Below are 13,651 nucleotides of genomic sequence, written 5' to 3' on the forward strand. Positions count from 1 at the left end.
GCGTCTTTGCGTCAGAAAGCCGTGGCGGCGGGCTCCGTGCGGTTCGCTTCGGGAGCGCGAGGGTAGCCCTACGGCATGCTCACCCTAGGGATCGAGGAGGAGTATCTTCTGCTCGACCCGGCCACCGCACTGCCGGTACCCCTGGCCGACGAGGTCCGGGCGGCGGTCGACCTGGAACCGGTCGTGAACGAGCGGGAGATTCAGGCGGAGCTGTTGCAGGCCCAGGTGGAAGTCGCCACTCCGGTCTGCGCCGATCTCGCCGAGGCCAGCCGGCACCTGCTGCGGCTGCGCCATGCGGTGAGCTCCGCCGCCAAGCGGTCCGGCTGCCGGATCGCCGCCTGCGGTACGGCGCCGTGCTCGGGGCCCGAGCGCATCCCGGTCACCGGCAATCCGCGCTATCTGGCGATGCGGATCCGTGCCGCCCAGCTCGTGGACGAGCAGTTCGTCCACGGGATGCACGTCCATGTCGCCATCCCCGACCGCGAGATGGGCGTCGCGGTCCTCAACCGGGTGCGGCCCTGGCTGCCCGTCCTGGTCGCCATGGCGGGCAACTCCCCGCTGTGGAACGGCCTCGACACCGGCTTCTCCAGCTGGCGGACCGTGGTCTACAGCCGCTGGCCGGTCAGCGGACCGCCCCCGTACTTCGACGGCCTCGCGGACTACGAGGCGCGCATCCAGGCGCTGTTGACGGCCGGGGCGATCGAGGACCGGGGCCAGCTCTACTGGCAGGCACGGCTGTCGGACCGCTATCCCACGATCGAGGTGCGCTGCCTGGACGTCCAGCTGCGCGCCGACGACGCCGTCATGTTCGCGGGCATCGTCCGCGGGCTGGTCGCCACCGCCATCCGCGACGAGAAGGCCGGGCGGCCCCCGACGCCCTGCCTGCCGGAGCTGCTGGCCGCGGCGAACTGGCACGCCGCCCGGCACGGGCTCGACGGGGTCCTCGTGGACCCCGCGGGCCGGCGCCACGGCGCGGACGAGGTCGTCCGCAGCCTGCTCGCCTACATAGGGCAGTCACTGGAGGAGTCGGGCGACACCCGGCAGGTGAGCTCGCTGGTCAGCCGCCTGCTGCGGCGGGGCACCGGGGCGGACCGGCAGCGCCGGGCGCTGGCCACGGACGGGCTGAAGGCGGTGACGGAGCTGATCTCCGAGCCCTAGCCCACGCCGGCACCGGGCTCCTCCCGGCCCGGGAGTTCAAAAGTGCGGGTCCCCCGCGATCCGCCCGCCCAGGGCCCGGACCGTGTCCGGGAGGTAGCGCACCCGCGTCGTCAGCAGAAGGGCGGCCAGGCCCAGATAGACGTAGGTCAGCACCTCCCGGGCGTATTCGCCCGGAAGCGCGAACTGCACCGCGAAGAAGATGAGCAGGGCTGCGGCCTGCCACCGGGCGAAGCGCAGGTCCAGCAGGACGACGACGGCCAGGACGGTCTGCGCGGCCGTCAGGGCGACCTCGTCGACCTGACGGGTCACCAGCGGCAGGTCCGCCCCTCCCCCGCCGAGCGCGTGGGCGAGGGGCAGGCAGCCCACCAGCAGCGTCCACTGGTTGACCTTGCTGGACAACAGCGCGCCGAGGCCGTCGCCGGCCCGCATGCGCCAGGCGAAGACCACGGCGACGATCAGCTCCGGGGCCTCGGACGCGAGCGGGGCGAGCCACTGGACCAGCACGAAGCGGTCGATGCCGAGCGAGGCGCCCGCCTCCACCAGTCCCTCCGCGAACGGCTCGGCACAGGCGAAGACCACGGCCGCGGCGCCCGCGAAGAGCACGGCCGTCACGGTGCGCCGCCCGGCCCGCGGCAGCAGGGCCAGCCGCGCCGGGACGCCGACGAGCTCCTCCATCTCGCCCGAGCCGCACTTCGAGATCCGGTAGAGGTAGTAGCCGTACCAGGGGACGAGCACCACCGGTACGTACCAGCCGATCTCGCGGCTGAGCGGCATCACGAACGCGAAGACGGCGGACACCGCGAGGAAGGCGACGTCGATGCGGCGGTGCGGCTCCAGCACGATCGCGCCCGGGGCCGCGCCGCGGCGGCGCAGCGCCAGGGCGGCGGCGAGCGCGACGAGCGGCCAGCCGACGCCCACCAGGAGCCGGTTCGCGCCGGTCATGTTGGCCGCCGCGTAGGCGGCGTAGGAGGGGTCGGAACCAGCCGCGTAGGCGAAGTAGAGGTCGACGGCGTACTCGGGCAGCACGGCGATGAAGGCCAGCAGGGCCAGAGCGAGCGCCCCGGCCATGTCCACGCGGGCCGTCTCCGCGGCCCACATCAGCAGGAGCGCCGAGCAGAGCACCCCCAGGCCGAAGACGGCCACGGCCCAGCCGGGCGACAGGTGGGCGCCGCTCAGCCGTGCCACGGCGGCGGGAACGGCCCCGGCACAGGCCGCGGCGATCCGCGCGGCGCTCGCGGCGACGGAGGGCGGCGCCGAGACCGGTGCCGCAGGCTCACCCATGGCCGCTCCTTCCGCGTCGCACCTGTTCCTGCCGATCTACCAGCAGGAACAGGCAGTCCGGAGCGGACAGCCCGAGGTGACGGACGGTGACGCCCGTTCGGCCCAAGAACCCGGGGGTGTGCGACGGAGACACGGTCTACGCCTCTGCACGGGCCGCGCGGGTTCCGCGGGAGGGCCGGATGGGCAGGGTGCTCTACGGACCCGGGGGGATGACCGAGGGGAGGACGGTGCTCGTGGGACGCATCGCTCGTATCGCCGGCCGGGACGTCGTCATCGTCGGCGGCGGGGTCGCCGGGATCAGTGTGCTGCTGCAGCTGGTCCGCGCGCTCGCCGACCGCCGGCCACCGCTGCCGGTCCGGTCCGTGCGCGTCGTGGACCCCCACCCGGTGGGCTGGGGCCTGGCCTTCGGGGACGACGACCCGCTGCTGCTGTGCAACAGCGCGGCCGAGCTGAACTCGCTCCTCGCGGACCGGCCCGGCGACTTCGTCGCCTACCTGCGCGAGCACGGCTGGGCGGGCACCGCGAAGGACTGCGTCCCCCGCGCCCGGATGGCCGAGTACTGCGCCGACCGCTCCGCCGCGGCCCGGGAGCAGGCCGGGCGGCTCGGCGTCGCCGCCGAGCACGTACGGGCGAGCGCGCAGAGCATCGGCGCCGGCGGCCCGGACGGCCACCGGGTGCGGATCTCCACCGGCGAGGAGCTGCGCGCCGACGACGTGGTCGTCTGCACCGGCGTCCACCGCCCCCGCGTCCCCGACGGCTTCGCCGCCTTCCTCGGCCACCCGCGCTATCTCGACAGCCCCTACCCGGCGTCCCGGATCCGGGAGGGCCTGCGCCCGGGCTCGCGGGTGCTCGTCCTCGGCAGCCACCAGTCGGCGGCGGACGCGGCGCTGCTGCTGTGCCGCGACGGCCATCGCACCACGTTGACCTCGCCGTCGGGCCGGCTGCCCGCCGTCCGCGAGTCCCTGGCCGCGCCGCTGCGCCCGTACCCGCCGCTGGAGCGCATCTCCCGCCTCGACCCCGCGGACCCGTACCTGGAGGACCGGCTGGTGCGGTGCGTGGTGGAGGCGATCCGGCTGCACGACCGCCGTCCCCTGCGCCGGCAGGTCTCCCGCGCCTGCGATCCGGTGCAGCGGCTGCGCGAGGAGACCGCCCTCGTGGAGGCGGGCGCGTGCGCGTGGCCGGACGTCATCGTGCCCATGATCGAGCAGCTCATCGCGCTGGCTCCCGCCCTGCCCCCGGGCCGCCTCCGGGAACTGGCGGCGGAGTTCGCCTGGATGACCGGCCGGTATGCGACCGCCCTCTCCCACGTCAACGCCCGGCGGCTGCTCGCGCACTTCGACTCCGGGGCGCTGCGCATGGTCCGCCCCTACCCTCGGTCCGTCTCCTTCGAGGGCGGCGCGTGGCGGGTGGAGCGCTCGGGCGCGGCGCCGGAGCGCTTCGACTACGTCGTCAACGCGACCGGTTTCGGCCCGCCCCTCCTGCACTGGGACCGGGAGAAGACCGCCCTCTACGTGGACGGCGCGCCCGAGGGGGGCACGGCTGTCAGCGGTCTGGAGGCGGACCTGCGGGTACGGAGCGGGCCGGAGGCGCCGCCGGAGCACGTGTGGGTGGTGGGGGTCGGTACGCACGTCCGCATTCCGTTCGCGAACCACCTGCGCAATGTGGTCCGCCAGGCCCGGCAGGTCGCGGACCGGCTGGCGCAGGAGGAGCCCGTGCCGGCGTCCCGGGGCGCGGGGGCGGCGCCGGGCGAGGGGGCGCAGGCGCAGATCAGGGCGTGAGGCCGCCGGGTCCGGCGCCCCGCACCCGCGCCCTCGACGGGCCCGCCCGGCGTGTGGCCGGCACCTCCGTCCGGGGCGGCGCCGAACGGGTGCGGACCGCGTCGTGGGCCACTCCGGTGAGCCAGGCCTCGGCGTCGACGACGAGCAGGACGTGGGCGTCGCCGATGCCGTGCCGGTCGGCCGCCCGCCGCAAGGGGCCGGAGTCCTCCGCCGGGTAGCGGGAGACGGTCGTACGGGGCTCGCGCGGCCCGGAGCCGCGCAGCGTGTCCGCGGCGCGCAGCACCTCCTGGGCCACCTGTCCGGCGAGTCCGGTCAGGGCGGCGGCGGGTCCCGGCGGGAGGGGCTCGCGCAGCCCTTCCTGATGCGACATCAGCAAGAGCTCGGCGCCGTGCACGATGGTGCGCCCGGTGGCCAGGGCGGCCTCCCAGTGCGGCTCGGGCCGGTTGCGGCGCATGCGCTCCGTCAGGTACTGGGCGAAGGAGGCCTCGGCGAGGTGCATGGCGCGCCGCGCGGCCTGCAGCGGGTCGCCCTGGGAGCGGTCGCGCTGGAGCCGGTCGTCGCCCAGCAGGGCGGTGACGGCGCGGCAGGCGACGGCGCCCTCGGCGAGGAAGTCCGCCAGGTCGCGCGCGAGTTCGCCGCGGCCGCCGCGCGGCCAGGCGAGGAGGCCCGCCAGGGCGCCGACGGCGCCGCCGACGGCGACGTCGAGGAGCCGCACCTCGGACAGCCGCCAGTCGGCGCCGGAGATCTGGGTGAAGACGAGGACGAAGGCGAGGGTGAAGGCGGCCTGCGTCCAGGCGGGCCCGAGCGGGGGCCCCAGGGTGAAGCCGACGAGGATGACGACGGGCAGGGCGAGGGCGTAGAAGAGGGGCCGGTCCCCGGCGGCGTAGAGCATGAGGGCGGCGACGGCGGCGCCCGCGACCGTGCCGGCGAAGGCCGGGGCCAGGGCCGCCCGGGTGTCGGCCGCCGAGGTGCGCATGAGGCTGAGGGTCGCGAGCAGCACCCAGAAGCCGTGGGACATCTCGAGCGCGCCGACGAGCAGCCGTGCGCAGGCCAGCGCCAGGGCCAGGCGCAGGGCGTTCTGCAGGTGGACCGAGCGGGGGGTCAGGTGCATCCGCAGGCGCCGCCACCACAGCAGGTGCGCGGGCGTGTCCGCGTACGCGAGGACGTCCGCGCCGGGGTGCGGCGGCGGCACGGCGGGCGGCTGCGCGTGGCCGAGCGCGAGGCGGGCGGCCACGGTGGCCAGCCGGGTGCCTTCGGCGGCGCCCCGGGCGACGGCGTCCTGGCGCAGCCGGGCGGTGGAGGCCTCCTGCAGTTCGGCGACGCGGACGGCGTCGAAGGCGGCGAGGGCCGCGGGCAGCGGGTCGGGCCGGGCGTCCGCGGTGCCGGTGCGCAGCTCGCCGGCGACGGCCCGCAGGGAGAGTTCGGTGTGCCGGAGCAGGGTCACGGCGGCGGGGCCCGCGGCGGGGTGGCCGGGGCAGTCGGCGAGGCGGTCGAGCTGGTCGCGCACGTGGCGGACGGCCGCGCGGGTGTGGTTGAGGGCCCGGTCGTGCACGGAGGGCGAGGCGGGTCTCTCGCTCACGGGCACGCGCGAGAGGCGGGCGGCGGCCATCGCGCGGTGGGCCGCCTCCCGCTCGGCAGGCGCGCCGCCGCCGGCTTCGAGGTGGTAGGCGGTGGCGCTGGCGTAGTCGGCCGCGGCCGCCGCCGCCTCGGCGAGGACGGCGCGGTAGGGGACGGGGGCGGGCTCGGGCCACAGGAACCGCTCGGCCAGGACGGCGAGCAGGATGCCCGCGGTCAGGCCGGTGAGCCGGGAGTCCAGGGTGGCGGGCGCGTAGGGCGGGAAGCAGGGCAGCACGTAGAAGAGCTGGAAGGCCATGGCGAGGCCGGTCAGGCGCGGGCCGCCGACGCCGCAGTAGGAGACGAGGAAGCCGACGGCGAACATGCCGCCGACGGCTGCCCAGGGATTGACGGCGAGGAGCGTTCCGGCGGTGACGAGGACCCAGCCGGCGGGCAGGGCGGTGAGCAGGATCCGGGTCCGCTGCCGCGGCGGGCCGGGGACGCGGCAGAACATGACGAGGGGCAGTGCCCCGAACATGGCGTACAGGGCCATGACGGAGTCGCCGGTGACATACCGGAAGAAGTAGAAGCCGGGGCAGGCGGCCGCCACCACCCACAGGGCACGGCGGGCCGCCTGCGGCACGCCCTCGTGGCGCAGGCGGCGGGCGGGCACGCTCATGCCCGCGTCCACCGGGGCGCCTTCCGCCCGGAGGAGTGCGGCGGAGCGGCCCGGGGGCCGGGTGCGGCATTCCAGCCGATTGTGCGGATCATAGTGTTCCTCACATTAGGTGAGGAATTGTCGGCTTCAAGGCGACACCCCGTCGGTCAGCACCGCAGCGGGTCCCTGATCACCGGACCGGTGGGGCCGGTGTTGCGGCACAGGGCGTAACCCTGCGCCCGCAGGTCGTCGACGATGCCCGGCAGGGCGTCGGGGTAGTTGCTGAAGAGGTGCCCGAGCACCACTCCCCCGCGCTTGTCCTCCGCGGGTGCGTTGCGGACCCTCGCCCGCAGCGTGGCGACGTCGGGGAAGCGGCCGCCGGAATCCGCCCAGTCGAGGGTGTCGACGGTCCAGGTGCACACGCGGTAGCCCAGGCTCGCGGCGATCCGCTTCTCCCGGGGGCCGTAGTCCCCGAACGGCGGACGGAACAGCGTGCTCCTGACGCCGTCACGGATCTCCTTGCGCACCTCGGCCTCCGGAAGCTTCGTCAAGTGCGGGTGTGAATAGGTGTGGTTGCCCACCCAGTGCCCCTGGCGGCGCAGGACTTCGGCGACCTGAGGCTGCTGCGAGGCGTACTGGTTGATGAGGAAGAACGCCGCGCGGATCCCCTTCCCCTGGAGGTAGGCGCCGGTCTCCACGGCCCGTTCGCCGTGGTCGAAGGGCCAGTCGTCGAGGGTGAGCAGCACCCGGCCGGAGGTGTTCCCGCATCTCCGGTGGTCGTAGGCCGCCGCGGGCGCTGCGGAGGCGGGCAGCCCGCACAGCACCAGGGCCAGCGCCGCCAGGGCCGCGACCAGGGGCGCGCGGATACGGGGCGGGCGGAGCGGGTGGGGCAGGCGGAGCACGCGGCACGGCGAACCGGACATGCGGGGAACTCCTCCCGTAGGCACCGTTCGGGGTTCAGATGATCCCGGCGCCGGGGTTCCGCCGCCAGCAGGACGACGCCCGGGGGCGCCCCGGGGGACGCCCCGGGCGACGCAGGCGGGGCGCGCACCGGCAGCCACCCGGGGGACGCGGATGTGACGCGCGCCACGTCGGCCGGGCCCCGCGGCCGCCGTCAGCTGGGCGAATGCGCCTGCCGCAAGGCATCCTTGCCCGCCCGGCATTGGAACGCCCCCGCAAGGGCGGCCGAGGATACGGGCCATGAACACGAACGCGGATTCCCGCCCCGACGTGCTGGCCGTCGTGAGCCAGTCCGGACCCACCGTCACCTTCTTCGACGCCGGTACCTACGAGCAGCTCGACGTGGTCGAAGTGCCCGCGCAGCCGCACGAGTTGCGCTTCGATGCGGACCGGCGCCTGCTGTACTGCGCGAGCACGTACGTCGACGGCTACTACGGGGCCCACCGGGGGCGCGCCCGGCAGATCACCGTCATCGACGCCGACGCCCGGAAGGTCGTCGACACCGTCGACCTCGCCCCGGACCACGCACCGCACGGCCTCGCCCTGGACCGGGAGCGCTCCCGGCTGTACGTCAGCGTCGAGGCCACCGCGACCGAGCCGGGCGGCGTCGTGATCCTCGACGCGGACACCCGCCGCCGCATCGGCCGGATCCCGGTCATGGCCGACGGCCCGCACTGGTTCGCGATCTCCCCGGACGGCCGCCGCGGCTGGTCCACCAACAAGGAGGCGTCGTTCGTCTCCGTCCTGGACCTGGAACGGGACGAGTTCGCCGGGCGCGTCGCCGTGCCCGGCAGCGAAGGGCTGGACGTCTCCCCCGACGGCAGGTACGTCTACGTCGCCGCGCCCAAGGCCGACTTCGCGTCCGCCCCGGCCGCACAGCCCGGCATCCGGGTGATCGACGCCGCCACCGGCGAGGTGGAGCGCGTACTGCCGACCGGGGGCGTGGTCTTCCCCGTGCACACCACGGCCACGGGCGCGGTCCTCACGGGCGAGCTGCGGGTGGACTGGGGCGAGGGCGGGACGCTCGGCGCCCAGCGGGACGGGGTGCTCACCGTCTTCGCACCGGGCGGGGGCGAGGTCGTGGGCCAGGTGCCCGTCGGCCGGTTCCCGCTGACCATCACGTCCTCGCCGGACGGCACGGTGGGCTACGTGGCCAACGTCGTGTCCGGCACGGTGACCGTGGTGGACCTGGAGCGGATGGACGTGATCACCACGCTGGAGGTCGGCCGGAAGGGCGAGGCGGGCGCGCACGGGCTGGCGTACGTCCCCGCCGCCGGCTGAGCCGGTGCCGGGGCCGGGCCGGGGAGCGGGCACAATCGTGGGGTGTCCAGAAGAACCAGACCCCACGCGCCCCGGCCGGCCGTCACCGCCGCCTCCCCCTGCCCCTGCGGCCTCGACGCGGCCTACGGCGACTGCTGCGGCAGCCTGCACGCGGGTGAGCGGGCGGCCGCGACGGCCGAACGGCTGATGCGCTCGCGCTACAGCGCGTTCGCCGTCCGCGACGCCGCCTACCTGCTGCGCACCTGGCACTCCTCGACCCGGCCCGACGGGCTGGACTTCGACCCCGCCATGGAGTGGACCCGGCTGGAGATCCTGGGGACGACGGACGGCACGGCCTTCCACCAGGAGGGCACCGTGGAGTTCCGCGCCCACTGCACCGCCCGCGGCCGCGCGGACTTCCAGCACGAGAACAGCCGCTTCGTCCGTGAGGACGGGCAGTGGGTGTACGTCGGCGAGGTGTGACCGGCGCGGCGCCGGCGCCGGTCACCCGCACGGCTCGCGCCAGGCGTCCAGTTCGAGCCTCTTGCGCATCGAGCTGAGGCCGAGCCGCTGCGCCGTGGGGCAGAAGTCCTTCCGCTCCAGGTCGTACTCGACGTGGAAGACGGCCTTGCCGCTCTTCACGAACGGCGTCAGCTTCTCGCACTCCTCGAACTCGGCGCACTGCTCGTTCACCGCGAAGTCGAAGTCGCCCACGAGGGCGGGAATCTGGTCCAGGTCGTTCTTCAGGCCGACGGCCATGCCGCGTTCGTGGGCGAGCGCGGCCAGCATCCGGTTGAAGGCGAGCTGGTCGGCCGCGGACAGCGGGAAGCCCGTGCGGCTGCGGTAGCCCTCCATCAGGTCCGGCTCGACGGCGTCGAAGCCCTTCCGCCGGCACATGTCGAAGCGGGCCGCCATGATCGGCCGCAGGACGTCGAGGCGGCGGATGTCCAGCCACCTCTCGCCCTTCCAGCCCTTGTTCCGCTCGCCGAGCAGCCGCTCCGGGAACGCCTTCCGGTCCGGGCGGAAGTCCTCCCATGCGCCGGCGTTGACGTAGCAGATCACCTTGGCGCCGCGGTCGTGCAGCTCCTTGACCGTACGGGCCGTGTTCTCGAAGCCGTCGATGTCGTAGACGGGCACGCCGGCGGACGTGTCGGCCTTGCCGTCGAGCTGCCACTGCCAGCGGGTGCCGGGGCGGGGCCGCCAGTGCTTCCCGGCGGCGCGGGGGGCTTCGCCGGACGCCGTGGGCGTGGGCTCGCCTCCGCCGTCCGGGCCGTCGCCGTCGTCCGTGCCCGAGCACCCAGCCACTCCGGCGAGCAGAAACAACACGAGCAACGCCGCGGAGGGCAGGCGGCGCAGGGGCGTCACCGCACCCTCCGCCGGAGGGATCCCCCGGGCCCCGGGCCGCCCGCCCCGGGCCGGATGCCGTCCGTCCCGGGCAAGGTCCCGTCCGCGGGGAGCGGATGCCGGCCCGCGGGCAGCGGATCCCCTTCCGTCCGAAGGCGCGGGTCGGGCCCGGGCTCCGGCCCGTCCGCGCCGGGCGAAGTCCCGCCCCCGGGAGACGGCCCCCCGTCCGCCGAACGCGGCTCCCCGTTCACCCACGGTGCCGCGCGCCACGGGTTGGCGCCCTCGCCCGGCACCGCGCAGTGCACCCCGGCACCCCGGTCCCCGGCGGTACGCGCCACGTGGGCGGCGTGCCCGGCCGGCACGCCGTGGACGAGGTGGCAGAAGCGGGCCGGCGGGTGGTCGGCGGTCCATGGAGGCACGCCGGCCCTCCGGTAGGTCTCCCAGGTGCCCTCGAAGGTCACGAGGAGATCGGCGACGCGCGCATAGCCGGGGTCGGGGTGGGTGCCGGGGTTGAGGACGGCCGTCCGCGCGCCCAGCGCCCTGGCGAGCATGACGAGCCGGCGGTAGTGGGGCAGGTGCGCGGCCTGCGCGGCCGTCTGGTCGAGGAAGACGCCGTCGACGCCGTACCAGCGGCGGTGGCGGCGGATGTCGCCGACGACCGCGCGCGGCGGCCGGTGGCCGTAGCCGGTGTCGACGTAGCCGAGCAGCCGTACGCCGGCGCCGCGCAGGCGTTCCGCCACGGCCCCGAAGGAGGGGTCGGGGCGGGACCCGGGCCCGTCCGCGACGTTGAGGACGACGCCGTGGAGCCGGGGCGCGGCCGCCTCCAGGGCGGCCCACGCCGCGGGGTCGGCGTCCGGGTGGACGTAGAGCGGGACGAGCAGCCGCTGCCCGTCCGGCCGGGGGTCGGGTGGGCTCACCGGGGGTGCTCCCCGGCCCGGTCACGGGTCTCGGCCCACAGGTCGGCGAGGGAGGTGGCGAGGGGACGCCGCGGCGTCCAGCCCAGGGCCTTCGCGGCCAGGGCGGTGTCCGCCTGCTGCCAGGGCACGGCGGCGGAGCGGGGCGAGCCGTCGCCGTCCTCGTCGATCCGGCCCCGGAAGCCCGCCGAGGCGATGAGCCCGTCGGCGACCGCCCGGACGGGGCGGGCGGTACCGCTGCCGATGTTGAGGACGGGCGGTAGGGGGCCGGGCGCGGTGACGGCGAGCGCGACGGCGTCGGCGACGTCGCGCGCGTCGACGAAGTCGCGGTGGGCGGAGAGGTCGCCGACCCGGATGCGGCCGTCCCGCCCGGCGTCGCGGAGGAGCCCGGCGAGCCGGCCGGGCAGGGAGGCGGCGGGCGCGCCGGGGCCCACGGGGTTGAACACCCGCAGGACGGCGGCGTCCAGGCCGGAGCCGGTGACGGCGAGGGTGCCGGCCAGCTTGGCGGCGCCGTAGAGGCCGAGCGGGCGCGCGGCGTCGGTCTCGGCGAGGGGCCGGTCGGCGGGCCCGTACTCGGCGGCGGAGCCCAGGTGGACGAGGCGGGCCCGGGGCGCCGCCGCGCGCAGGGCCTCGCACAGGACGGCGGGGCCCAGGGCGTTGACGCCGGTGAGGCCCACCGGGCTGCCGCCGACCGCACCCGCGCAGTTGACCACGGCGTCGGGCGCGGCGCGCCGCAGGGCGGCGGCGAGGGCGTCCACCTCCGCCGAGGCGAGGTCGACGGGGACGTCGGCGGAGGCCGAGCGGCCGGCGGCGAGCACCTGCGCGCCCGGGAGGGCGCGCAGGTGCTCGGCGGCGTGCCGGCCCAGGAAGCCGGTGCCGCCCAGGACGATGATGCGCATGCCTGCCCTTCACACTCCCTTGATCAGCATGTCGCGGTGCAGGGAGAACTCCCGGTTGGCGCGGTCGTAGTCGTCCGGCCGGCCGATGTCGAGCCAGTAGCCGTCGAACTCGTAGGCGTGCGGCGGGGTGTTCGCCTCCAGCATGTCCAGCACCAGCTCGTCGAAGCCCAGCGGCAGCCCCGGGGTGTAGCGGGCGAGGGCGGTGCGCGAGACGCCGTAGACGCCCATGGAGACCCGGTAGTCCATCCTGGGCTTCTCCGCGAAGCCGACGACCCTGCCGCAGTCGGTGGTCAGCACCCCGAAGTCGATGCTCACCTGGCGGGCGTAGGTCGCGATGGTCAGCGGGGCTGCGGAGGCCACGTGGGTACGGTACACATCACCGAAGTCGAGGTCGGTGAGGATGTCGCCGTTCATGGCGAGGAAGTTCTCGGGCAGCCGGTCGAGCATGGTGAGGAGGGGTCCCATGGTGCCGAGGGGGCTCTCCTCGGTGGCGTAGTCGACGCGTATGCCCCACTGGGAGCCGTCGCCGACGTAGGCGCGGATGATGTGCCCGAGGTGGCCGATGGCCAGGGTGCAGCTGGTGAACCCCGCGCCCACGAGCTGGCGCATCACGATCTCCAGGATCGCGTGCTCCTCGCCGATGGGCACCAGGGGCTTGGGCAGGGCGGTGGTGTACGGGCGGAGCCGGACGCCTTTGCCTCCGGCAAGAATGACGACATGCATGGGTGCTGTTCCTCTCTGCGTGGGTGACGTCGGGGCGGTGCCGTCGCGTCAGACGTTGTAGATGCCGGCCTTGTACCGGCCGAGGTTCAGCGGGTCGCGGAAGAACGCGACGGTCTGGGCGAGCCCCTGCTCCAGGGTGTGGGCGGGGGCCCATCCGGTGGCGGCGCGCAGCCGGCCGGCGTCGCACACCAGGCGCATGACCTCCGAGGCGGCGGGCCGGATGCGCTCCTGGTCCGCGCGGACCTCCAGCTCGGTGTCCATGATCTTGCCGATGAGGGAGACGAGGTCGCCGACCGAGATCTCCTCGCCCGTACCGGAGTTGAAGGTGCGTCCGACGACGTCGGCGGCGGGGGCGGTGCCGACGGCGAGGAAGGCGGCGACGGTGTCCTTGACGTAGCTGAAGTCACGGGTGGGACGCAGGTCGCCGAGGGTGATGGTGCGCTCCCCCGCGGCGACCTGGCCGATGACGGTGGGGATGACGGCCCGCATGGACTGGCGCGGGCCGAAGGTGTTGAAGGGGCGCAGCGTGACGACGGGGACGTCGAAGCTGGCGTGGTAGCTGTCCGCGAGGCGGTCGCCGCCGGCCTTCGAGGCGGCGTACGGCGACTGGGTGTTGATGGGGTGGTCCTCGCTGATGGGCACGGTCTGCGCGGTGCCGTAGGTCTCGCTGGTGGAGGTGTGGACCAGGCGCGGGATGCCGAGGTGGCGCACGGCCTCCAGCACGTTGAGGGTGCCGGTGACGTTGGTCTCCACGTAGCTGTGCGGGGCGCGGTAGGAGTAGGGGATCGCGATGAGGGCGGCCAGGTGGTAGACGGCCTCGGTGCCGGTCACCAGGCCGTGGACGGAGCCGGGGTCGCGCACGTCGCCGAGGGCGACCTCGACGTTGTCCATCACCTCGCCGGGCAGGGTCTCCAGCCACCCGTAGGAGGAGAAGGAGTTGTACTGCACCATCGCGCGGACGCGGTGGCCGGCGGCGACGAGCGCTTCCACCAGGTGCGAGCCGATGAATCCCTCCGCGCCGGTGACGGCTACGGGTGCGGGTGCGGATGCGGGCATGACGGTCTCCCTTTGCGTGAGCGGTGGCGGCCGGCTCCGGCCGCGGTGGAGCGGGGACGGAGCGAA

12 protein-coding genes are annotated in these 13,651 nt (G+C 75.2%); 4 read left to right on the forward strand and 8 right to left on the reverse strand.

The window, feature by feature from the left end:
- The first annotated feature begins 75 nt into the window (after nucleotides 1-75).
- The gene (locus FGW37_RS03300; RefSeq protein ID WP_179079672.1) at nucleotides 76-1,158 is read left to right on the forward strand and encodes a carboxylate-amine ligase; all 1,083 of its coding nucleotides are present in this window, start codon (nucleotides 76-78) and stop codon (nucleotides 1,156-1,158) included.
- Nucleotides 1,159-1,194: 36 nt separating this feature from the next.
- Here the strand turns inward: FGW37_RS03300 and FGW37_RS03305 are convergent, their stop codons facing one another.
- A complete protein-coding gene (locus FGW37_RS03305; RefSeq protein ID WP_179079673.1) occupies nucleotides 1,195-2,439 on the reverse strand; it encodes a sodium/calcium exchanger protein in 1,245 nt (414 codons plus the stop codon).
- Between the two features lie 233 nt (nucleotides 2,440-2,672).
- Between FGW37_RS03305 and FGW37_RS03310 the strand changes: the two genes are divergently transcribed.
- On the forward strand, nucleotides 2,673-4,217 hold the full coding sequence (locus tag FGW37_RS03310) for an FAD/NAD(P)-binding protein (protein ID WP_179079674.1): 1,545 nt from the start codon (nucleotides 2,673-2,675) through the stop codon (nucleotides 4,215-4,217).
- Here FGW37_RS03310 and FGW37_RS03315 read toward each other — a convergent pair.
- Together FGW37_RS03315 and FGW37_RS03320 are read right to left on the reverse strand one after the other, a co-directional pair.
- On the reverse strand, nucleotides 4,207-6,450 hold the full coding sequence (locus FGW37_RS03315; protein WP_179079675.1) for an FUSC family protein: 2,244 nt from the start codon (nucleotides 6,448-6,450) through the stop codon (nucleotides 4,207-4,209). The genes FGW37_RS03310 and FGW37_RS03315 overlap by 11 nt on opposite strands.
- Nucleotides 6,451-6,596: 146 nt before the next feature.
- Nucleotides 6,597-7,352, reverse strand: a complete 756-nt coding sequence (locus FGW37_RS03320; protein WP_179079676.1) for a polysaccharide deacetylase family protein — start codon at nucleotides 7,350-7,352, stop codon at nucleotides 6,597-6,599.
- Nucleotides 7,353-7,629: 277 nt separating this feature from the next.
- On the opposite strand from FGW37_RS03320, the gene FGW37_RS03325 reads away from it, so the two are divergent.
- Nucleotides 7,630-8,670, forward strand: a complete 1,041-nt coding sequence (locus FGW37_RS03325) for a YncE family protein (protein WP_179079677.1) — start codon at nucleotides 7,630-7,632, stop codon at nucleotides 8,668-8,670.
- Nucleotides 8,671-8,712: 42 nt separating this feature from the next.
- Nucleotides 8,713-9,132, forward strand: coding sequence for a YchJ family protein (locus FGW37_RS03330; protein WP_179079678.1), 420 nt, complete (start codon nucleotides 8,713-8,715; stop codon nucleotides 9,130-9,132).
- 21 nt (nucleotides 9,133-9,153) lie between these two features.
- Here the strand turns inward: FGW37_RS03330 and FGW37_RS03335 are convergent, their stop codons facing one another.
- From FGW37_RS03335 to FGW37_RS03355, 5 genes are read right to left on the reverse strand one after another with little or no spacing between them, the layout of a single operon-like run.
- The gene (locus FGW37_RS03335; protein WP_179084484.1) at nucleotides 9,154-10,005 is read right to left on the reverse strand and encodes an endo alpha-1,4 polygalactosaminidase; all 852 of its coding nucleotides are present in this window, start codon (nucleotides 10,003-10,005) and stop codon (nucleotides 9,154-9,156) included.
- A 5-nt stretch (nucleotides 10,006-10,010) separates the two neighbouring features.
- Nucleotides 10,011-10,910 (reverse strand): spherulation-specific family 4 protein, encoded by a 900-nt coding sequence (locus FGW37_RS03340; protein WP_179079679.1) that lies wholly within the window; start codon nucleotides 10,908-10,910, stop codon nucleotides 10,011-10,013.
- Nucleotides 10,907-11,806, reverse strand: a complete 900-nt coding sequence (locus FGW37_RS03345; RefSeq protein WP_179079680.1) for an NAD-dependent epimerase/dehydratase family protein — start codon at nucleotides 11,804-11,806, stop codon at nucleotides 10,907-10,909. The genes FGW37_RS03340 and FGW37_RS03345 overlap by 4 nt, the downstream gene beginning before the upstream one ends.
- A gap of 9 nt (nucleotides 11,807-11,815) precedes the next feature.
- The gene (locus FGW37_RS03350; protein WP_179079681.1) at nucleotides 11,816-12,529 is read right to left on the reverse strand and encodes a nucleotidyltransferase family protein; all 714 of its coding nucleotides are present in this window, start codon (nucleotides 12,527-12,529) and stop codon (nucleotides 11,816-11,818) included.
- 48 nt (nucleotides 12,530-12,577) lie between these two features.
- Nucleotides 12,578-13,585 carry a GDP-mannose 4,6-dehydratase gene (locus FGW37_RS03355; protein WP_179079682.1) on the reverse strand — a complete coding sequence of 336 codons (1,008 nt, stop codon included), beginning with the start codon at nucleotides 13,583-13,585 and terminating at the stop codon, nucleotides 12,578-12,580.
- Nucleotides 13,586-13,651: the final 66 nt, after the last annotated feature.

Source organism: Streptomyces rectiverticillatus (genome assembly GCF_013394065.1).
Classification (GTDB): Bacteria; Actinomycetota; Actinomycetes; order Streptomycetales; family Streptomycetaceae; genus Streptomyces; species Streptomyces rectiverticillatus.

Bases quoted from the DNA above. Each gene is read 5' to 3' on its own strand.
- FGW37_RS03320 (WP_179079676.1), bottom strand. From the start codon at position 7,352: ATGTCCGGTTCGCCGTGCCGCGTGCTCCGCCTGCCCCACCCGCTCCGC.
- FGW37_RS03305 (WP_179079673.1), bottom strand. From the start codon at position 2,439: ATGGGTGAGCCTGCGGCACCGGTCTCGGCGCCGCCCTCCGTCGCCGCG.
- FGW37_RS03350 (WP_179079681.1), bottom strand. From the start codon at position 12,529: ATGCATGTCGTCATTCTTGCCGGAGGCAAAGGCGTCCGGCTCCGCCCG.
- FGW37_RS03315 (WP_179079675.1), bottom strand. From the start codon at position 6,450: ATGAGCGTGCCCGCCCGCCGCCTGCGCCACGAGGGCGTGCCGCAGGCG.
- FGW37_RS03355 (WP_179079682.1), bottom strand. From the start codon at position 13,585: ATGCCCGCATCCGCACCCGCACCCGTAGCCGTCACCGGCGCGGAGGGA.
- FGW37_RS03325 (WP_179079677.1), top strand. From the start codon at position 7,630: ATGAACACGAACGCGGATTCCCGCCCCGACGTGCTGGCCGTCGTGAGC.
- FGW37_RS03345 (WP_179079680.1), bottom strand. From the start codon at position 11,806: ATGCGCATCATCGTCCTGGGCGGCACCGGCTTCCTGGGCCGGCACGCC.
- FGW37_RS03300 (WP_179079672.1), top strand. From the start codon at position 76: ATGCTCACCCTAGGGATCGAGGAGGAGTATCTTCTGCTCGACCCGGCC.